The 21817-nt window shown below is 45.4% G+C and carries 20 protein-coding genes; 15 read left to right on the plus strand and 5 right to left on the minus strand.

Annotated elements, in window-relative coordinates; all coding sequences use genetic code 11:
• The first annotated feature begins 183 nt into the window (after positions 1–183).
• On the plus strand, positions 184–1593 hold the full coding sequence (locus ACT3S4_RS02335) for a uracil-xanthine permease family protein (RefSeq protein WP_426241467.1): 1410 nt from the start codon (positions 184–186) through the stop codon (positions 1591–1593).
• Positions 1594–1746: 153 nt separating this feature from the next.
• Here ACT3S4_RS02335 and ACT3S4_RS02340 read toward each other — a convergent pair whose 3' ends face one another.
• Positions 1747–2412, minus strand: a complete 666-nt coding sequence (locus ACT3S4_RS02340; RefSeq protein WP_055124609.1) for a TetR/AcrR family transcriptional regulator — start codon at positions 2410–2412, stop codon at positions 1747–1749.
• 254 nt (positions 2413–2666) lie between these two features.
• Here ACT3S4_RS02340 and uraD point away from each other — a divergent pair, with 254 nt between their 5' ends.
• The 10 genes from uraD to ACT3S4_RS02390 all read left to right on the plus strand — a co-directional run bounded on the left by uraD (position 2667) and on the right by ACT3S4_RS02390 (position 11770).
• Entirely contained in the window at positions 2667–3188 is a 522-nt protein-coding gene (gene uraD / locus ACT3S4_RS02345; RefSeq protein ID WP_250163009.1) for a 2-oxo-4-hydroxy-4-carboxy-5-ureidoimidazoline decarboxylase, read from the plus strand.
• A gap of 43 nt (positions 3189–3231) precedes the next feature.
• Complete coding sequence (uraH, locus tag ACT3S4_RS02350; RefSeq protein WP_250163010.1) at positions 3232–3600, plus strand: hydroxyisourate hydrolase; 369 nt, start codon at positions 3232–3234, stop codon at positions 3598–3600.
• Between the two features lie 130 nt (positions 3601–3730).
• Positions 3731–5056 carry a urate hydroxylase PuuD gene (locus ACT3S4_RS02355; protein ID WP_444760356.1) on the plus strand — a complete coding sequence of 442 codons (1326 nt, stop codon included), beginning with the start codon at positions 3731–3733 and terminating at the stop codon, positions 5054–5056.
• A gap of 97 nt (positions 5057–5153) precedes the next feature.
• Positions 5154–6134: an allantoinase PuuE gene (gene puuE / locus ACT3S4_RS02360; RefSeq protein ID WP_193008650.1), complete on the plus strand. Its 981-nt coding sequence runs from the start codon at positions 5154–5156 to the stop codon at positions 6132–6134.
• Positions 6135–6189: 55 nt separating this feature from the next.
• On the plus strand, positions 6190–7026 hold the full coding sequence (locus ACT3S4_RS02365) for a bifunctional allantoicase/(S)-ureidoglycine aminohydrolase (RefSeq protein WP_250163011.1): 837 nt from the start codon (positions 6190–6192) through the stop codon (positions 7024–7026).
• 184 nt (positions 7027–7210) lie between these two features.
• Positions 7211–7744 (plus strand): ureidoglycolate lyase, encoded by a 534-nt coding sequence (locus ACT3S4_RS02370; protein ID WP_444760357.1) that lies wholly within the window; start codon positions 7211–7213, stop codon positions 7742–7744.
• 256 nt (positions 7745–8000) lie between these two features.
• Positions 8001–8276, plus strand: a complete 276-nt coding sequence (locus tag ACT3S4_RS02375; protein WP_198329394.1) for a Trp family transcriptional regulator — start codon at positions 8001–8003, stop codon at positions 8274–8276.
• 99 nt (positions 8277–8375) lie between these two features.
• A complete protein-coding gene (locus ACT3S4_RS02380; RefSeq protein WP_444760358.1) occupies positions 8376–9794 on the plus strand; it encodes an anthranilate synthase component I family protein in 1419 nt (472 codons plus the stop codon).
• Between the two features lie 33 nt (positions 9795–9827).
• Complete coding sequence (locus ACT3S4_RS02385; protein ID WP_250163013.1) at positions 9828–10475, plus strand: anthranilate synthase component II; 648 nt, start codon at positions 9828–9830, stop codon at positions 10473–10475.
• 347 nt (positions 10476–10822) lie between these two features.
• A complete protein-coding gene (locus tag ACT3S4_RS02390; RefSeq protein WP_250163014.1) occupies positions 10823–11770 on the plus strand; it encodes a DMT family transporter in 948 nt (315 codons plus the stop codon).
• Between the two features lie 168 nt (positions 11771–11938).
• Here ACT3S4_RS02390 and ACT3S4_RS02395 read toward each other — a convergent pair whose 3' ends face one another.
• The 4 genes from ACT3S4_RS02395 to ACT3S4_RS02410 form a co-directional block, all read right to left on the minus strand.
• Complete coding sequence (locus tag ACT3S4_RS02395) at positions 11939–12682, minus strand: amino acid ABC transporter ATP-binding protein (protein WP_444760359.1); 744 nt, start codon at positions 12680–12682, stop codon at positions 11939–11941.
• 59 nt (positions 12683–12741) lie between these two features.
• Positions 12742–13485 (minus strand): amino acid ABC transporter permease, encoded by a 744-nt coding sequence (locus tag ACT3S4_RS02400; RefSeq protein ID WP_057762590.1) that lies wholly within the window; start codon positions 13483–13485, stop codon positions 12742–12744.
• A gap of 14 nt (positions 13486–13499) precedes the next feature.
• Positions 13500–14336, minus strand: coding sequence for an amino acid ABC transporter substrate-binding protein (locus tag ACT3S4_RS02405; protein WP_057761253.1), 837 nt, complete (start codon positions 14334–14336; stop codon positions 13500–13502).
• 453 nt (positions 14337–14789) lie between these two features.
• Positions 14790–15587, minus strand: coding sequence for a UTRA domain-containing protein (locus ACT3S4_RS02410; protein WP_444760360.1), 798 nt, complete (start codon positions 15585–15587; stop codon positions 14790–14792).
• 305 nt (positions 15588–15892) lie between these two features.
• Between ACT3S4_RS02410 and hutU the strand changes: the two genes are divergently transcribed.
• The 4 genes from hutU (at position 15893) to hutG (ending at position 21787) form a co-directional block, all read left to right on the plus strand.
• Positions 15893–17611 (plus strand): urocanate hydratase, encoded by a 1719-nt coding sequence (hutU, locus tag ACT3S4_RS02415; RefSeq protein ID WP_444760361.1) that lies wholly within the window; start codon positions 15893–15895, stop codon positions 17609–17611.
• A gap of 70 nt (positions 17612–17681) precedes the next feature.
• A complete protein-coding gene (locus tag ACT3S4_RS02420; RefSeq protein ID WP_444760362.1) occupies positions 17682–19043 on the plus strand; it encodes a YjiH family protein in 1362 nt (453 codons plus the stop codon).
• A 119-nt stretch (positions 19044–19162) separates the two neighbouring features.
• Positions 19163–20725, plus strand: a complete 1563-nt coding sequence (gene hutH, locus ACT3S4_RS02425) for a histidine ammonia-lyase (RefSeq protein ID WP_444760363.1) — start codon at positions 19163–19165, stop codon at positions 20723–20725.
• Positions 20726–20758: 33 nt separating this feature from the next.
• Positions 20759–21787 carry a formimidoylglutamase gene (hutG, locus tag ACT3S4_RS02430; protein ID WP_444760466.1) on the plus strand — a complete coding sequence of 343 codons (1029 nt, stop codon included), beginning with the start codon at positions 20759–20761 and terminating at the stop codon, positions 21785–21787.
• Positions 21788–21817: the final 30 nt, after the last annotated feature.

Raw genomic sequence — 21817 nt, forward strand, 5'->3', positions numbered from 1 at the left:
GTCATATTGATAAATAATAGCTAGCTGCTGATATTTATTAGCACAAGGATAAGTGCGACTCTTTGTGAGACAACTAAGCAATATGAAGATAAACGGTGTGTCGATATCCATCTCTAAACTCATCACACTGCTTAGCTCTCTCCACAGAGCTTGGACTAAAAGTCACTTTAGGAGGAAGCCAAGATGAGCGAACACATTCAAGGGAACCCCGATTTACTATACGGATTGCATGACCGTCCTACCCCTACAAAAGCCTTTTTGGGCGCAGTACAACACGTACTTGCCAGCTTTGTCGGTATCATCACCCCTTCATTAATCATAGGCGGCGTCTTGGGTTTAGGAGAACATATCCCTTATCTCATCAGCATGTCATTGATGGTATCAGGGGTCGCTACCTTTATTCAGACGCATAAAGTTGGACCAGTAGGTTCCGGTCTTATGGCGTTACAAGGAACCAGTTTTGGCTTCTTGGCCGCGGTATTGGCGGCAGGTTTTGTGGTAAAAAACAAAGGCGGGAGTCCGGAGGAGATTCTCTCTGTTATCTTTGGCGTCTCCTTTCTTGGTGCCTTCGTTGAGATTTTCTTAAGTCAATTCATCACCAAACTCAAATCTCTGATGAGCCCTATCGTGACGGGTTGTGTGATTGTGACCATCGGTCTGTCATTAACCAAGGTTGGTCTGACGGATTTGGCAGGCGGCGTGGGCGCTGAAGATTTCGGGAGTATACAGAATCTGCTGCTCGGTGGCGGGGTCTTGGTCAGTGTGGTGTTGATTAGTATTGTTAATAATAAAGTCATTCGCTCCAGTGCTATCTTTATAGGGTTGATGCTTGGTCTGATCGCAGCCATTCTTATGGGACGTATTGATTTCTCTTTGGTCTCTGATGCCCCTATTTTTACGCTACCTGTGCCATTCAAGTTTGGCTTTGGGTTTGATTGGCAGGCCTTTATTCCTATCGCCTTTATGTATGTCATTACCAGTATTGAAACCTCTGGTGATTTGACGGCGACTTCGATGATATCGGGCGAACCCATCAAAGGACCTCTATACGAGAAACGCATTAAAGGTGGCGTATTAGGTGATGGTGTCAACTCATTAATTGCGGCGGTGTTTAACACGTTCCCTGTGACGACTTTTAGCCAAAACAACGGCGTGATTCAGATGACTGGTATTGCCAGTCGCTATGTGGGCTTCTATGTTGGGGCTATCTTGTTCACTATGGGGCTATTCCCTATTTTGGGTGCTATCTTTACCCAATTGCCAAAACCAGTCGTTGGCGGCGTGACGTTATTGATGTTTGCAACGGTAGCGACTGCTGGTATTCGTATCCTATCAACGGTCAACTTTACCCATCGCAATATCTTAATCATTGCCACTTCGCTAGGTCTGTCTATGGGCGTGGCTTTTGTTCCTGATGTATTCGCACAGGCGCCGCAGCTTTTCCGTAATATCTTTGGTTCGGCGGTTACTATGTCAGGTATTGTGGCCATTACTCTCGATATGATTTTACCCAAAAACTACGGTGTCGAATTTGATACGGCAGAGCAGCATCTGGATGACGGTCTAAAGCCTCTTAGACAAAAGGCTTCTTAAACGTACGTTAGGATAGTCAAATTCTTTACCAATCAGCATTGCTGTTCTAGTTCTGAAAATTGACTCTTTTAGCGCGCCTTAATACGAAAATATTCAGAATGCTTTCGTATTAATGGCATGTTATAGACGTAAAATAATAATAATACATAAGCATTACTCAAGACCGCAGCCTCGCAAAATGAACGGCACCAAAAAGTCTGCCGCCCGCGCTTCATCCTGCTGATCGTACTCACTCTTTTCCATCAAACCGACAATTTCTGTCTCAAATTCTGCATATCGCTGCGTCGTTGCCCAAATCAAAATCAATAGCTGTAAAGGGTCAGCGATGCCAATCTTACCTTGCTCATGCCAAGTTTTCATCACTTGCGCCTTGTCTAGCGCCCACGCCTTCATGGTCGCCGACATAAATTCATGCAGATGAGGAGCACCGCCGATGACTTCCAGCGCAAACAATTTATGGCGATTGGGATGAGCAAACGCTTGATGCAATTTGGTACGGACAAACTTTTCGATGACCGTTTTAGGGTCACTATCGACACTCATAGCGACCAAGCCATCGTTCCACTCTTGAATAATAGAATGCAGCACTGCTTGGTACAGATTTTTTTTATTCTTAAAATAGTAATGCACGTTGGCCTTTGGCAGCTCGGCTCTATCGGCAATACCTTGCATCGTCGCACCGCGAAAACCTTGCAGCACGAACTCCTCTTCTGCCGCCGCCAAAATGACGGTTTGATTGTGGGCGCGGATATCTTGCTGATTGCGCTGTACAGGCGCGTCAGACGCGGCTTGTGGTTCTATATCGTTATGTTGAGCCATGATAAATGTTACCTGTCATTATTGTGATGAATAAAGAGCCATATCCCAGCCAATAACTGGATTTATATGCTAATTTTTATGAAATATCACCAGTCTAAATAAAATATTTACACAAAGTAGTTGACCAAATGGTCAGGTTTAAGCAGAATAGCTCATAGTAAACCAATTATTATTCGATAAATACTACTTTAGCATGAGATGTTATCGAGAAATGTTACTCCACCGCTTTTGTCAGAAAAGAAAAGGATGTCATCGTGAAATTATCTTTACAGCAGTTTAATGAGCTCTCAACAACTGAGGCAATTTCACATCTATTGACCTGCTGTACCAGCACCCATTGGGCGCAGGCTTTAGAAAAAAAACGTCCTTTCGCTGATATATCTACATTACTTGCTCATAGTGATGATGCTTGGGCACAAGCGCAGACAGCAGAAGCCCAGTTACTAGAGGCTTTTGATGGTCATCCACAAATCGGCAACGTCGACTCGTTAAAAGAAAAATACCGCAATACTCAAGACAGTGCTGCCCATGAGCAGTCGGGTGCCAATGATGCCAATGACGAGGTGATTGAAGCTTTGGCACAAGGCAATCAAGACTACCTTGATAAATTTGGCTTTATCTTTATCGTATTTGCCACTGGTAAGAGCGCGCAGCAAATGCTCGATTTATTGTTAGCACGTCTGCCCAATGATCGCACTACTGAGCTGGTCAATGCGGCGGCTGAGCAAAATAAAATCACCCGCTTACGTTTACAGAAACTGCTGAGTGACGCTTAACGCATTCAGCAGCATCTGACTCATTTATATAAAAGGAATTATTATGTCAGGTACTCTCTCATCACACATTTTAGATACCCATTTGGGCAAACCAGCTGCTGGTATTGCCGTGACGCTAGATCGCGTAAGCGCAACTGGCGAGGCATCTCTATTAGCCAATGGCGTCACCAACGCGGATGGACGCGTGACACCAGACAGCTGGTCGTTTGACCCAACGATTGATATTGCTGAATATCATTTAGATGTTGGTCGTTATACCTTAACCTTTGATACGCAGTCTTATTTCGATGCACAAAATCTCACGGCTTTTTATCCACAAGTAGTCATTGATTTTATGATAAGTGATAACGGTCACTATCATGTACCGCTACTGCTTAGCGCACATGGCTACAGCACGTATCGTGGCTCTTAGTTATGTAGTTATGTAGTTATATAGCATCATCATATAAAAGAACATCATAAAAGCACGTCGCCATAGCAAAACGCGTCGAAAGATTGAAAAAAGCTGAACAAAAGAAAATTGTAAAAAGGACATTTGCAACATGGGCGCTTATTATCTCGATTGGTTTAACTTATTTTTTCGCTGGTTCCACGTCATCGCTGGCGTGGCATGGATTGGTGCGTCTTTTTACTTTGTTTGGCTAGATCTTAGTTTACGTAAACCACCACAGTGGAAGGCTGACAAAGGCATTTCAGGCGACTTATGGGCGGTACATGGTGGCGGCTTTTATGAAATTGCCAAATACAAGCTTGAGCCCGAAGAGATGCCAAAGACCCTGCACTGGTTTAAATGGGAAGCTTATACCACTTGGCTGACGGGTATGGCGATGCTCTCTATCGTCTATTATGCCAATGCGACTGCCTACTTGATTGATCCAAGCAAAGTCGATTTTGGTAGTAGTATCGGTGCCATTTCGACCAGTTTGTTATTTTTATTCGGCAGCTATTTCATTTATGAAGTGATTGTCCGCAGCCACTTGGGCAAAAACTCCTTCATTTTTAGCACCATTATTTTTATCCTATTAATCATCGCCTGCTGGGGTTCTTATCAGCTATTTAGTGACCGTGCTTCGTTCATTCATATCGGTGCCATATTGGGTACAGTCATGGCAGGTAATGTGTTCTTTGGCATCATGCCTGCGCAACGAGCGCTGGTAGAATGCGTGAGGCGTGGCGAAAAACCAGGCAAAGAAGTGGCGGACTTGGCACTACAAGCAAAAAACCGCTCGCTGATGAACAACTATTTTACCTTACCGCTGATCTTTACCATGATTAGCAATCATTATCCGATGATGTACTCTCATGCTCATGGCTGGTTGGTATTGGTATTTGTGGGTATCATCACGGCTATTGTACGTCACTATTTTAACCAAAAGCATTTAGACAATCATAAGCCGCGTTATTTGGTCATCCCTGCTGTCTTAACCGTACTATTAATTATTTGGATGCGCCCAGAACCAATTGAGCCATTACCTGTTGTCAATGCTGCAGCCGCTGCTGAAACGGCGACACCAAATAGTGTGCCACCAACAACTACTGATAGTGCAGTCGACGGTTCTACTATAAGCACTGATGCCGCCTCAAATGAAAATATCACTGCCGACGTCGTGCCAGTAACTGCCTCTGCTGATGACGCCATTATGGATGTCGTGCACACGCGCTGTAGCACGTGCCATGCCGCCCAGCCTACTCAGCAAGGATTTGCCGCGCCGCCAGCTGGTATCATCTTGCAGACACCGACCGACATGAAAACTCATAAAGCAAAAATCGTCACTGCTGTACAAACAGGCTATATGCCACTGGGTAATCTCACAAAATTGACGGATGAAGAACGTCAGCAAATGGTGGCTTACGCATCGGGATTATAGATAAAGGTCGCAGATAAATATTATATAGATCCAAAGTTACGCCTTATTTTGCTTTAGTTGACTTAAGTTGCTTTAAAATATTTAGGATATATTGACAATGAGTAAAAAAATAATCAGCGATTTCAATCAAGACGCCTACCCTCGCGACTTAAAAGGCTATGCTGATAAGCCGCCAAAAGCCAACTGGCCAGGCGGCGCTAAAATCGCTGTACAGTTCGTCCTCAATATCGAAGAAGGCGCAGAAAATAGCGTGATTCATGGTGACGGTCAATCAGAGCGGTTTTTATCGGATGTCTTGGGGACACCAGAATTTAACAATCGTCATCAGTCGATTGAGTCGGCATTTGAGTATGGTAGCCGTGTGGGTGTTTGGCGCGTATTGGACACTTTTAAAGAATACGGTTTGCCTATTACGACCTTCACTTGCGCTGCTGCTGCTGAAAAAACGCCGCATATTATCGAGCGAGTATTAGAAGATGGACACGAAATCGCCAGTCACGGTCTACGCTGGATTACTTATCAAAATATGTACCGCGAAACCGAGCGCGAGCATGTGCGCCGTGCCACTGAAATATTCGAGAGCATGATCGGCGGTCAGCCGCTCGGTTGGTACACGGGACGAGATAGCCCGAATACTCGTGAGTTGGTCGCCGAGCAAGGTGGCTATATTTATGACTCAGACTCTTACGCGGATGAGCTCCCTTACTGGCTCAATGTCAAAGTAGAAGACGGTAACAAAATCGCTCGTAAGCCGCATTTGGTCATTCCCTATACCTTAGAGACCAATGACATGCGGTTTGCCTCAAGCCCAGGCTTTACCAACGCCGAGCCTTTTTATCAATACTTAAAAGACAGCTTCGATACCTTATACGAAGAAGGCGCGCACACACCCAAGATGCTGACCATCGGTTTGCACTGCCGCATCATTGGTCGCGCCGGTCGCATCATCGCCCTCAAAAAGTTTTTGCAATATATCACCAGCAAGCCCGATGTGTGGGTATGCCGCCGTGATGACATTGCCAAACACTGGTATAAAAACCATCCAGCCACTGCCGATAACACTGCAAACTGGATGTAACCATACGTTTAGACACAAATTTATTGCGGCACAACACCACTAAGGAACATCAACAATGTCAACAAAGAGTACTTATTACGCACCCACTGGCGGCTTGCCTCCACAAACACAACTGCTATCTGATCGCGCTATCTTCACCGAAGCTTATGCCATTATTCCCAAACGTGTACTGACCGACATTGTTATTAGCTATCTGCCGTTTTGGACAGGTATGCGCATGTGGGTGCTTGCACGCCCACTTTCAGGTTTCTCTGAGACTTTTTCACAGTATATCGTCGAAGTTGAGCCTAATGGCGGCTCAGAAAAGCCTGAGCTAGATGCAAACGCTGAAGGGGTTATATTCATCGTTGAAGGTGAAATGGACATGACTATCGAAGGCGTGTCGCATCATCTTGAAGCGGGCGGTTATGCATTCTTACCACCCGGCTGCAAATGGACGATAAAAAACAATAGCGACAAGCACGTTAAATTCCATTGGATTCGTAAAGCTTATCAACACTGTGAAGGTATTGAAGTGCCTGAAGCCTTTGTAACCAGCGATCATGATGTTGCAGCGATTGAGATGCCGGGTACTGATGGCGTATGGGCAACCACCAGATTTACCGAGCAGTCTGATATGCGTCACGACATGCATGTGAATATCGTGACTTTCCAACCAGGTGGCGTGATTCCATTTGATGAAACGCATGTGATGGAACATGGTTTGTATGTCCTAGAAGGTAAAGCGGTCTATCACTTAAATGGTGAATGGGTAGAAGTTGAGGCGGGTGACTTTATGTGGTTACGCGCATTCTGTCCACAATCTTGTTACGCCGGCGGACCCGGTCCATTTAGATACTTACTATACAAAGACGTGAATCGTCATATGCCGTTTATTCGCCCAGCACGATAAGCCCTGCGCAATAACAAGAATAATCAGAACAACAAAGCATTCAGAACGATGAGCAATATAGCGGCATAATCGTTCATTCGAATATGTCATTTATTCCCAGATGTTGATTTAATTCGCGTACGGGCTTATGGCAAAGTGGCTCATAGCAATTATAAACAGTGATCACCAAAAGTAAGGCAAAGTCATGAGTACTCTTATGAAGACTACGATCGTTGCAAGACCTTTAACCAAAGCTGAGTTTGCGCCCTACGGCACCGTAATCGAACCCTATGACAAGGCAGCACAGACGCCTGAAAATAGCTACCATATCAATAAAGGCTATGCCTGCCGCCATCACGCCATCGCTGAAGCCAAACTTGACGGCGGCGATGTCGGCATGAGTATCTTCCGCGCCAAAAAGCGTGAATTTCCTATTGCCTTATCGGTCATGGAATATCATCCGTTTGGCACGCAAGCGTTTTTTTCGATGAATGGTCAGGATTATATCGTCATCGTTGCGCCTGCTGGTGCGCCGCCACAGTCTGCAGATGATTTGACCGTGTTTTATGTCCAATCTCATCAAGGTGTGCAATACGATGCCAATGTCTGGCATCATCCGCTACTTGCCCTCGGTTGTGACTCTGATTTTTTGGTGATAGATCGTATCAATGGTGAAGGCAAAAACTGTTATGAGCTGGATATAGAGGATTGGCAGGTGCAAATTGAACTTGCCAGTTAGCACTCTTCCGTTTAATTAGGGTCTGTAAACGAGCTGTTAACCATTCATAAAGATAAAGCCAGTTAATAAAGATTAGCTGGCTTTATCTTTATGAATGTAGGATCCATCCTATATAAATAATCATCTTCCAAAACACAGTACCCATTTAACAGCAGTAGCAAAACATCTACATAGGCTACTTGCCTTTTATGTACTATCGTACTAGAATACTGAAACGAAGTAAGCTTCCCTTTTCTTTTCCATTAAGATGAATGTTATGAGCACAGACCCTTATCAAAGCTTATTAAGCCATTTAGCCAGTTGTCATGACAGCACCGCTATCGACCTACTATTCAGTGCGCTATTGACGGAAAAAGAGCAGCAGGAAATCGCCAATCGTATCCGCATTTTTGACTTGCTTGAGCGCGGTGTCACCCAGCGCGAGATATCCGAGCAGCTAGGTGTCGGTATCGCTACCGTCTCGCGCGGCGCCAAAGCCATGCAAGTTCATGATGTGAGTGCCTTACTAATGACTCATAGAAAAAATTCATAAAAGACACAGCTGAAAAGGCCGCCTAATTAATCAGAAACTAGAGTTTTAATTTGTCTTACTTTTTATTTGATCAACCATTGAACCAATTTGGATATTGTTATGACCTCTCCTAATTCAAAACCTAACCAACCTGCTGCTATTGACATTCCTAGTAAACCACAGCGCATTAAACTCACTCAGGATATTGATTTCTTTGCGTTGTTTAAACGTATTGAGCGCGCTTTTGAGACCTGTTATCTGCTTGAATCATTGGGCGAAGATGGACATATGGCGCGTCATCATGCAATTGGTTTTGATCCAGTGATGACCATTGCTGCCATCGATCGTACAACCCTCACGATTACTGATAATAAAACTGCTGAAACCACTCATTATCAAACGGATAATCCTTACGAGCTACTGCGCAAAATTACGCCGCAGCACGTCATTGCTCGCGACCAAAGCGGTGGTCTCGTTGGTTATTTGGGCTATGACAGTGTCAATTTCTTTGAGCCCAGTCTCAATGCTAAAGCGAGCGATGACTTTGAACCGTTTAAATTTGGCGTATATTTGGATGGTCTAACGCTCGATAAGATGACCGGTGAGATTTTCTACTTTTATTATCCAACTGCGCAGCAAGAAAACCGCATCGAGCAAATCAAAGCCCTACTTGATGCGCCCATTCCAAGCTATGAGCTGCCTACAGTTGAGTTTTTGGGTGACGGCATGAGCCAAGAAGAGCATGCCAAAGCCGTGATGCAAGTCAAAGAAGACATCATCTCAGGGCGTATCTTTCAGTGTGAGGTTGGCTTTAAATCCAAATACCGTATTGCCGGCGATAAAATGCCCATTTATGAGAAATTGCGGTCGGTCAATCCGTCGCCGCACATGTATTTTATGAAATTTGCCCAGCAATGCATCATTGGAGCGTCACCAGAGCTGCTATTTCGCTTGCGCCAAGGTGAGATGGAAACCTATCCACTGGCAGGTACTGCCAAGCGCGGTGTCGATGTCATCGAAGACCGACAGCTTGCTCGCGCATTACTAAATGATGCCAAAGAGATTGCTGAGCACAATATGCTAGTCGATTTGCATCGCAATGACATTGGCCGTGTGGCACAATTTGGCACCGTCAAAGTACGTAGTCTCATGGATATCAAACGCTTCTCTCACGTGCAACATATCTCGTCTGAAATCGTCGGAATCTTGCATCCTAATGAAGATATGTTTAGCGCCCTTGCCAGCAACTTCCCCGCTGGGACGTTGTCAGGCGCACCAAAAGTTGAAGCGATTAAAGTCATCAATGAGCTAGAACCAGATGGTCGCGGTGCTTATGGTGGTGCACTTGGATCGTTTAACTTTAATGGTGACTGTATCTTTGCCATTCCTATTCGCAGCCTATTCATCAACGGCGAGTCTGCCTATGCGCAAACCTGTGGCGGCAATGTCTATGACTCCAATCCTGCTGATGAATATCTAGAAATTCAGCGTAAATTGTCTGCCATGAAAGTAGTCTTAGACAGTTTTATGAACCCGTAAATTGCTTATATTTTGCCAAAGAGTGGATAACCCATGAATGTTTTAATTATAGATAACTACGACTCCTTTACCTTTAATCTTTACCAATATATCGGTGAGATTTTGCAGACGATGGACGGCGATAAAGCCGCGAACGTCATTGTTAAACGCAATAATGAGATAACGTTAGCAGATGTACAGGCCATGAATCTTGACCGCATTATCATCTCACCGGGCCCTGGCGCACCCGATGATCCTTCCTACTTCGGTATTTGTGCCGAAGTGATTGAAGTCATGGGTAAGACGACGCCGCTATTGGGTGTGTGCCTCGGCATGCAAGGGATTGCGCATGTGTTCGGCGGCGATGTGGTACGGGCAAGCGTGCCGATGCATGGTAAGGTCTCATCGATTCGCCATGATGGCGCGGGTGTCTATCAAGGCTTGCCACAAGAGATTGAAATCATGCGTTACCACTCATTGATGGTAAAAGCAGACACCTTACCAGATTGCTTGTCTGTCACAGCTGTCGTCGCCAATAATGCTCATGCTGAGTTCAGCCTAACCGAATCTGCGCTAGCAGGTGAGGAGATTATGGGACTACAGCATAAAGACTATCCCATTCAAGGTGTGCAGTTTCACCCAGAGTCATTTGCGACCGAAGGTGCCAAACGCTTGCTGACGAATTTTTTACTACAGTTGTAAGTCATGATGCTTAAGTTTGGGGATATAGCACCAAAGGGTGATCAGCTAAAGACATAAGCTAAAGACATAAGCTAAAGACATAAGCTAAAGACATAAGCTAAAGACATAAGCTAAAGACAAGCGTACCTCTAACTCAAATAAATTGAATTTTATGTCTGACTAACTTGCGTTCGAACTTAATTAACGCTTTAATGATAGACTGAAAACAACAAACAAAAGACAGCCCTTACTCGGGTTGTCTTTTTCTTATTTCAGTATTGTATGATGCCATTAGCCAAAAGGCTTGGACTGTTTCAGGTTTTGATTTTGGGCATAGGTTTTGATATCACATAAAAATAGAGAGCGATATGGCAAATACCGATGGCGTAATGTCAGCACGGCAGTCATGGATAGGCACCATTCAAATCATCACAGCCGCTGTCTGCTGGGGTACCTTGGGGATATTCTCGACCTACCTCAATCAAATCGGCTTTAGTGGCTGGCAAATTACGATCTTACGTATCGTGACCGCGGCTTTTCTTATTCTTGTCATGCTACCAAAACTATGGCCGCATCTTATCAAGCTTCGTCGAAAGCAGTGGCTTGGACTGGCATTGCAGTCTTTGATTGGCGTACTTGGTATGTCGGTATGCTACTTTTTTGCTGTAATCTATGTCAGTGCTGGCCCTGCGGTTGCCTTGCTTTATACTGCGCCTGTGTTTAGCTTATTGTTTTCGGCATTCTTGCTTGATGAATCTATCACTCGCCAGTCGGCATTACTGGCGCTCATGGCGGTATTTGGTGTTGGATTGACGATGCTTGGTGAGCAAGCGCAAGTCAACTGGGGCATCCTATTAGGACTGCTAGCAGGCGTCTGTTATTCCTTATACGGGGTACTGGGCAAGCGCGCGATGCACGATGCTCACCCTGCGCCTTTGGTGTTTTTTACCTCTATTATCATCAGCGCTGGTGTACTGCTATTATTACCTGAAACCTATCAAACCTATGGGCGGTTATTGAGCTTACCTTTACATACTTGGGGCTATGCCTTGGGGTTGTCTTTGATTGGAACCGTCGTGCCCTTTGCCCTTTATATGAAAGCATTAGAGAAATTACCTGCCACTCGTGCATCAGTATTTACGATTTTTGAGCCATTGACTGCCATTGCCCTTGCCATACTATTGCTGCATCAATCCTTATCTTGGATTCAATATGTGGGCGTGGTATTAATCTTACTGGCAGCTTTATTTAATGCCATATTAAACGGCACTGCCACTCGCGTACCACGTTGGCTAAAAAGACGGCAAAGAATTTAGTCTGTACTTTTTAAGAAGTTTGAATAGCCTTGGCACCATTGCTATTAGACGAAAAAAGCCCCAACTATATCGATATAGTCAGGGCTTTATTGTGCTTGACACTTTGCTTTAGAGGTAAGTATTTATGCCATAGACAGTTGCTAAATAACTTGGACTGTCTTGATGATATTACTGTTCAATACGCTGCAAAAAGGCCTGCGTACGTGGATGAGTAGACACTTCGAACATCTGCTTAGCGCTACCTTCTTCGACGACATGACCGTCTTCAATCAGTACAACATGATCGGCAACGTCGCGGGCAAAGTTGATTTCGTGAGTCACTACAACCATCGTCCAACCTTCAGAGGCGAGCTGCTTCATCGTCTCAAGCACATCTTGTACCAACTCTGGATCAAGCGCAGAGGTTGGCTCATCAAACAGTAAGAGCGATGGCTCAATAGCTAGCGCACGGGCAATACCAATACGCTGCTGCTGACCACCAGATAGCTGGAACGGATAGAGATCTGCTTTGTCCGACAGTCCAACTTTCTCAAGTAGTACCAATGCCTGCTCACGGGCTTGCGCTTTGCTCTGCCCTTGCACCACTGTAGGCCCAAGCATCAAGTTTTCAATGGCTGTCTTATGGGGAAACAAATTATAAGACTGAAACACCATACCTGACTTACGCTGTAAGGCTAGTAGCGTTTTTTTGCTTGGCTTAGTCGCAAAGTCGACGCTCAAGCTATCGTCATCAAAAGCAATCACACCTTGATCAGGAATCTCTAGCGCATTTAAGCAACGCAAAAAGGTGGTTTTACCCGATCCTGAAGGTCCTAATATTACGACCACTTTGCCTTTGTTAATGGTCAAGTCGATGCCTTTTAGCACCTGATTGCCACCAAAGGCTTTATGAATATTAGTGACTTTGATCATAAAAATTCCTGTTGTGCTAGGGCGTGTCTATTGAGCCATAATTTATTTTACTACGTAGCTTATTTTGCTACATAACGGTCTAGCCGAGTTTCAAGCTTGCCTTGGATAAAGGTCAAGAACAGACAGATACCCCAGTATATAATCGCCGCTTCTGTATAGACCAGCATAAACTCATAGTTACGTGCTGTGATAATCTGCGCTTGTTTGAACAGCTCAGTGACCAGCACCAATGAAGCAAGTGAGGTATCTTTTACCAAACTGATAAAGGTATTAGATAACGGCGGCACCGACACTCGAAGCGCCTGCGGTAAAATTACATGACGAAAAGTCTGTAGATACGTCAAGCCAACCGTCGAGCCTGCTTCCCACTGTCCTTTTGGTATCGACAAAATCGAAGCACGCACTGTCTCAGATGCATAAGCACCGATGTTCAGTGAGAACGCAATAATCGCTGAGGGAAAGGGATCAAGCTTCACCCCGACACTTGGCAGACCATAAAAAATAATAAACAGCTGAACCAGCATCGGTGTACCGCGAATGGCGGACACATAGACACGAGCGAGCCGATAGATGATTTCATGGAACCAAGTGGCACGCGGAATGATACGAATCAATGCCACTGTCAGTGCAATGGCCATACCGATCGCAAATGAGATCAACGCCAGCGGTATCGAATAATAGATACCGCCTTTGAGCATTGGCCAAAACGACGAGATGACAATCTGCGCTCGATCAGGACTCATAAATGGCAATACTGCCAATAAGTCCGCGAACCATGATGTAGACATTACAGAAGCTGACATGATAGAAACTGACATTATTTTTGTTGACTTATATCAGCACCAAAGAACTGTTCGCTAAGCTTAGTTAGCGTACCTTCAGCCGCCAATTCGGCCATTGCTTCATCCAATTTTGCTACGACTTCATCATCACCTTTGATAAGTACTAGGCCTGAACCACGTAACTCACTAGCAGGTGCAGTCAGTTTAATCTCAAGATCAGAATCTGGGAATTTTTTGAGATAATCCAATACTGCTAGATTGTCATTCATCGTAAAGTCAGCACGGTCTTGCTTCACTAACTGAATCGCTTGCGCCATACCATCGACAGGAACGATCTCTGCGCCATAACGCTCTGCAAGCTCACCGTAGTTACTGCTAAGTGATTGCGCCGTACGTAGGCCTTTTAGACCTTCCCACGAGCTATAACGGTTGTCATCAGTAGGTGCCAATACAACCGCACCTGACCAACTATAAGCCATTGCTTTGTCATACTTTGCTTTACGCTCAGGCGTGGTCAAACTAACTTGGTTAGCCACCATATCAAAGCGTTTTGAATCCAAACCAGCTAGCATCGCATCCCATTGAGTTTCTTTAAACTCAACGTCTACGCCCAGTTTATCCGCTACTGCACGCGTTACTTCAACATCATAACCCGTTAGTTTGCCACTCTCATCATGGTACGTGAACGGAGGATAAGTACCCTCTGTACCGACGTTGATAGTGCCGCCGTTGTTGATACGTTGTAGCAAATCAGAACCGCCTGTTGCAGCGCTGTCAGTTGCACTGGTATCGGCTTCGTTGGTAGTAGATTGACCACAAGCGGCAAGGAACATGGTGCTGGCGGCAAGGGCTAAAAGAGTACGACGTTTCATAAGACGTCCTTATAAGAGTGAATGAATAAAGTAAAAACGCATAATGTTAATAAGACACACAGCACTAATAAAATATACGGTGCTAATAAATAGGGCAAGCCGACACAGAAGAACAATATAAGCTCCTCTATGATATTCGGCTTTGGTTGCCCGATTTGAGGCTATTTGGGCTATTTTTCAATACTGTTTCTATATTATATTTTAATTTTTAACGATTGTTCAAATATTCTGGCGAGTTTAATTAACACCAATTGCTATCTTATTAAATAGCAGCTTATGGATATAGTATCTCACTTTAGACAGAAAAACGTACACAATCAGTGAGCATACGTAAGCTTAAGCTATAGTCAGTTCAATATAATTTCGATACAAGGAAACCGAGTGCAAGTTATACATTGGTATGCTTAGCGAGGATGACCATGTAGCGGATTTATATAGGCTTGACTATATCTGCTACAACTCGCCTGAGAACTGATAGCGATCACCCGCATGCCACATTTTTACAAAGGTAACGACCTGACCAGCCGAATAGGTCTGTCGACGCAACACAAGCGTTGGTGACTGCGGCGCAATTTGCAAAAACTCAGCAATCTCATCTGGCGCTGCCAATGCTCGGATGGTATAGCTGCCACTCTCTAGAGGACTTTTGGCAATCAAGTAATCACTGGTATTGACCACACTAAAATCCTGCTCAATAAATTCTGGCACCTTTTGCGCATCCACCCAGCGCTCTTCGAACTGTATGGGCTGACCATCCGCAAAGTGAATGATTTTTACCTCGTATAAAACAGCAACGTCGCTGCTACTATCTGCGCCAGTACTGTCATCCATTACGGTTGTATCAGCGTTTGTGTTAGCGCTTGTATCAGAAGACACAGCTACTTCATTAATATCAAATTTACGCCGTAATTCATCATCCAACATCGCAGCCGTAAGCATGCGTTTACTCACCACTTGCGCCTGATAATCGCGGTTGGCAGATTTTAAATCCTGCGCGATATTACGCACTTCTACAAAGGTATGATTGAACTGCTGCTGGGCGACAAACGTCCCCGACCCTTGCCGGCGCTCTAGCACTCGCTCTTCGCTCAGCTCTTTTAGAGCGCGATTGACCGTCATACGCGATACTCCAAACTCTTTTGCCAACGCCATTTCTGTAGAAATTGCATTGCCCGCTTGCCATTTGCCCGAGTGTATATTGTCTAATATGGCGTTTTTTATGCGCTGATATGCCGGGATTGTCTTTGTCATGTCCGTGTTTAACCGTTAGTTTCACCAATAATAGTAGCGCCATACTATCACGAGATAACGTTATGAACCTTGGCAAAACACTGTGACATTTATCTATCCACCAAAACCCTCACAAAAATAATTAAGTCATTTATAAAAAATTGCTTGCATGAAAAAAGTATCTTTGATAATTTGTATATACAACTTTACGGTAGTGCTAAAAAATCTGCGTCATCTAATCGATGTTTCGCTGAATTTATAGACTGACTGTAAAACACTTACTTTGATTACTTTATCGTCTTAACAGATATCACAAGGATATGATAATGACTACTGACCATGGAACCAATAAAGAGACTAAGCTGACTCGCCGTGATGAGGGCCGCGAAATCGCCGCGCCCACTGGCAGCACATTACATTGCAAAAGCTGGCTGACCGAAGCACCGTATCGCATGCTGCAAAACAATTTGCATCCTGATGTGGCCGAAAATCCTAAAAGCTTAGTCGTCTACGGTGGTATCGGACGCGCAGCCCGCAATTGGGAAAGCTATGATCAAATCCTAGCGTCATTAAAAGAATTGGAAGACGATGAGACGTTGCTCGTGCAATCGGGCAAGCCAGTTGGCGTGTTTCAAACGCACGAAAATGCACCGCGTGTTTTGATTGCAAACTCTAACCTTGTGCCGCGTTGGGCCACGTGGGAGCACTTTAACGAGCTCGATCGCAAAGACTTAATGATGTATGGCCAAATGACCGCGGGTAGCTGGATTTATATTGGCACGCAAGGCATCGTGCAAGGGACGTATGAGACGTTCGTAGAAGCAGGTCGTCAGCATTATGATGGTAGCTGGGCAGGTCGTTGGATTTTGACCGCCGGTCTTGGCGGCATGGGCGGCGCACAGCCACTAGCCGCAACCTTTGCAGGTGCGACTTCATTAAACATTGAGTGCCAACAGTCTAGTATCGATTTCCGCTTGCGTACTGGTTATGTCGATAAGCAAGCCGATGATCTCGACCATGCTTATGAATTGATCAAACAACATACCGATGCGGGTGAAGCCGTTTCTATTGCCCTACTTGGTAATGCCGCAGACATCTTACCTGAGATGGTCAAGCGTGCGCACGATGGTGGCATGAAGCCTGATTTGGTCACCGATCAAACCTCAGCCCATGACTTGATCAATGGCTATCTGCCAAGCGGCTGGACGGTTGAAGAATGGAAAGCTGCACAAGAAGATTCAGAGCAACATGCAGCATTAACCAAAGCTGCCGCTCAGTCTTGTGCCGTACACGTACAGGCGATGCTAGACTTGCAGGCAATGGATATCCCAACGACTGATTATGGTAATAATATCCGTCAGGTGGCTTTTGATGAAGGCGTTAAAGATGCCTTTAATTTCCCAGGTTTTGTCCCCGCGTATATTCGTCCGCTGTTCTGCCAAGGCAAAGGCCCCTTCCGCTGGGTGGCGCTGTCAGGTGATCCAGAAGATATCTATAAGACCGATCAAAAAATCAAAGAGCTGTTCCCTGAAAACACCCATATCCATCGCTGGTTAGATATGGCAAAAGAGCGTATTCAGTTTCAGGGTTTGCCTGCCCGTATCTGCTGGTTAGGATTGGGTGAGCGTGACAAAGCAGGTTTAGCCTTTAATGAAATGGTCAAAAACGGCGAGCTAAAAGGCCCTATTGTCATCGGTCGTGACCACTTGGATACGGGTTCTGTTGCCAGCCCAAACCGCGAAACTGAAAGCATGAAAGATGGCTCAGATGCGGTATCTGACTGGGCATTATTGAATGGTATGCTCAATGTCGCAGGCGGTGCCACTTGGGTATCACTACATCATGGCGGCGGCGTTGGCATGGGCTACTCGCAGCACTCAGGTATGGTCATTGTCGCAGATGGCACTGATGCCGCTGCCAAACGCTTGGCACGAGTACTTGTCAACGATTGCGGCTCAGGGGTTATGCGTCATGCCGATGCAGGCTATGAGCTGGCGATCAAAACAGCGAAAGATTATGGTCTAAATCTGCCGATGGTTAAGTAGCATACCCTTTATCCTTATAAGTGATTACTTGACATAAGGATATCATCGACATTTTATCAAGGAGGATAATGTGATTGAGCAAAATACGACACTAAATCTCAAGGATGCAGCAGCGACACCAACTGAATCACTACTGTCTAAACCTGTAGCGTTACTGCAACTGATAGTCTTTAGTGCTATCGGTTTGGTCATGTTTTTTGTGCCATTTACCATTGGTGAGAAAAGCACGATTTTGTTCGATCATGGGGCAACTTATCTGGTCAATCAGCAGCATACATTGTCTGTGACGTTATTGTTTTTACTGATGATCTTTGGGGTAAGCAAGCCATTTATAGACGGCTCATGGCGTAAAAACATTACCCACATGATTATGACTGCTTTTAAAATCATTGGTCTGATACTGGCAGTGATGTATGTTGCTGACGTAGCGCCTGCCTTTATGATGGAAAAGGACATGCTGCCGTTTTTGTTTGAAAAACTGGCATTACCCGTCGGTATGATTGTACCGCTTGGGGCATTAATTTTAGCATTTTTGGTGGGTTTTGGTTTGCTCGAGATGGTCGGTGTGCTCATGCAGCCGATTATGAAACCTATCTGGAAAACCCCAGGTTCATCAGCGATTGATGCGGTCGCATCCTTTGTTGGTAGCTACTCTATCGGGCTGCTCATTACTAATCGTGTCTACTTGCAAAAGCAATATTCAGCGCGCGAAGCCATTATCATTGCGACTGGCTTTTCGACCGTATCAGCGGCATTTATGGTCATTGTTGCCAAAACGCTTGGTCTGATGGAGTTTTGGAACCTGTTTTTTTGGTCTACGCTAGTGATTACCTTTATCGTCACTGCGATTACTGCTCGTATTCCACCCATTAGTCTTGTTGATGATAGCGTTGAACGTCCCGCTTTAGACCATAAAGGTGGTACACGTCTGGCGGCAGCATTTGATTTGGGTTTGTCCACTTCACGCCGTGCCACTGACCTAAAAAAAATCTTATGGTCTAACTTTCGCGATGGGCTGACGATGGCAGCGGCGATTGTGCCTTCTATCATCGCGGTTGGCTTGACAGGATTGATATTAGCAAAATATACGCCTGTATTCGATGCTTTAGGCTTGCTTCTTTATCCATTTACATTGCTTAGCGGCTTACCAGAGCCTCTGGTTGCCGCCAAAGGCATGTCAGCGGGATTGGCTGAAATGTTCTTGCCAGCACTACTCCTCAGTGAGGCTGATATATTGACTCGCTATGTTGCAGGGGTCATCTCTATTAGCAGCGTGTTGTTTTTCTCTGCCATGATTCCTTGTGTGCTTGCCACTGAAATACCATTATCTGTCGGAAAAATGGTCATTATCTGGTTTGAGCGTGTGGTACTCAGTATTTTATTGGCTGCTGCATTCGGACATCTAGCCATGTACTTCAACTGGATTGGCTAAAAAAACAAATTTAATAACAAGTATCATGTTAACTAAAAACATTCAAAAAACGTCATTTCAACAAAGACATGAATCAAAAATAATATAATCCATATGTCTTACAATACTAGGATCACCCTATGAACGATATCAAACAATTAACGCTACACCCTCGCCAGCTTAGCTTTAAGATGCTACGTGATATCTATGAGCAGCCTGTCATATTGACATTACCTGAGAGTGCTTATAAAGCCATCGATGCCTCACACGAAGATGTACGCACCATCATTGCACGCGACAAAAGCGCTTATGGCATCAATACTGGTTTTGGTCTGTTAGCAAAGACCCGTATCAGTGATGATCAGCTTGAGCTACTTCAACGTAACCTGATTGTTTCTCACTCAGTGGGTACTGGTGAAGCACTTTCTGCCGGCGTAGTACGACTGATTATGGTCATGAAAGTTGCTAGTTTGGCTCAAGGTGTCTCTGGCGTACGTCGTGAGGTGGTAGACAGTTTACTGGCCTTAATCAATAATCAAATCACGCCAAACATTCCGGCAAAAGGCTCAGTTGGTGCTTCTGGTGATTTAGCACCTTTATCACACATGACGCTTGCAATGATGGGTGAAGGTGACGTGTTTGTCGCTGGCGAAAAAGTGCCTGCAGCAGACGCGCTAGCACAGCATGGACTTGAGCCAATTACCCTAGCAGCCAAAGAAGGCCTCGCACTTATCAACGGTACTCAAGTCTCAACCGCATTGGCATTACGGGGTTATTTCTTAGCGCGTGATTTGCTTGAGACCGCCACCATTGTAGGCTCACTGTCGATTGATGCTGCCAAAGGCTCGGATTCACCATTTGATGCGCGTATTCACGAAGTACGTGGGCATCATGGTCAAATTGAAATCGCCAAAGCGCACCGTCAATTAATCAAAGGCAGTGCTATTCGTGCCTCACACGATGGTGAGCAAGACGATAGAGTTCAAGACCCTTACTGCCTGCGTTGTCAGCCGCAAGTCATGGGTGCCTGCCTTGATATCATTAACCAAGCAGGAAAAACGCTACTAATCGAATCCAATGCGGTGACAGACAACCCACTTATTTTTAATAATGAAGATGGCCCAGTCGCTATTTCAGGTGGTAACTTCCATGCTGAGCCAGTCGCTTTTGCCGCTGATATTCTGGCCTTGGCAATCGCCGAGATTGGCTCTATGTCTGAGCGCCGTGTCGCTTTGCTAATCGATGCGACGCTGTCAGGTGGTCTGCCGCCGTTCTTGGTCGACAATGCTGGGGTAAACTCAGGCTTTATGATCGCCCATGTGACCGCAGCCGCGCTTGCCTCAGAAAACAAATCTATCGCTCATCCGGGTAGCGTTGACAGTATCCCGACCTCTGCTAACCAAGAAGACCATGTATCCATGGCCACCTACTGCGCACGCCGCCTATACGAGATGGCACAGAATACTGCCACCATTATCGGTATTGAGCTATTGGCTGCCGGTCAAGGGATTGATTTTCATCGCGGATTAGAGACTTCAGAGCCTTTAACAGTGGCACATAAGAAACTGCGCGAGAAAGTGACTTTCTATGACAAAGATCGCTACCTAGCGCCTGATATTGAAGCGGCCAAGCAATTGGTATTAGACGGTACGCTTGCTGAGCACTGGCAGTCATTACGTAGCAACTGGTACGAGTCTAAATAAGCGTTAGATAATTGAAGGGAATGAGCAATGTCCATGACGAAAATTAGCACAACCGTGAGTCACACAGCGGCTGACATGATGCTGTGGACCGGCCGTGCAGAGCCATTTGAGACGGCACGTGCCCGCTACTGGTATCAGCTCGCAAAGCCTTACGAGGATCAAAATATTGGGCTAATCGGCTTTGCATGTGATCAAGGGGTTAGGCGCAATCAAGGCCGCGTGGGTGCACGAGCTGCCCCGCCGCTGATTCGCCGAGCGTTTGCGACACTGCCGGTCATTGCGCCATTGCAAACACGCTATGATAATCAACTGGCGACATTGTTGGGTGATGCAGGCGATATCTATTGTCACGACGATGATGACTTTGCTGCGCACACTCTTGAGCAAGCTCAGCTCAAATATGCGGATAAAGTGAGCGCTATCGTCAAACAAGGCGGCTTGCCCATTGGTCTTGGTGGTGGTCATGCCATCGCCTATGGTAGTTTTTTGGGACTATGGCAGGCATTAGAAAATAAAAGCGAAGCAAATGCCATGCCTACCATCGGCATCATTAATTTTGACGCCCATCTTGATATTCGTCAATCTGATGTGGCGACTTCTGGTACACCGTTTCGCCAAATTGCCGAGCATCTTGACGCACATGGTCAGCCTTTTCACTATTGCTGTATTGGCGTCAGTCGCTTCTCTAACACGACGGCGCTTTTCGATCGCGCTGAGCAATTGGGTGTGCATGTTATCAGTGATGAAGACTGTCACTATCATCTTTGGGACACACTTTTTGAACAAGTGAAAAGCTTTATAGATCAGGTCGATGTGGTTTATCTGACCATCGATATGGACTGCTTGCCTGCCAGTGTTGTGCCCGGTGTGAGTGCCCCAGCGGCTTATGGTATTGGGCTTGGTTTTGTTGAACGCATGGTCAAAACCATCATGGCATCAGGCAAAGTAAAAATGGCCGACATTGCCGAGATTAATCCCACCTTTGATATTGATGGGCGCAGCTGCAAGGTCGCGGCAAGACTATTAGCGACTATTATAGAGCAGCATTTACTGGTCGTCTAAGTTTTACTAACAAAAATCACTGCCTGCAAA

The organism is Psychrobacter sp. AOP30-A2-5 (assembly GCF_052378115.1).
Lineage (GTDB): Bacteria > Pseudomonadota > Gammaproteobacteria > Pseudomonadales > Moraxellaceae > Psychrobacter.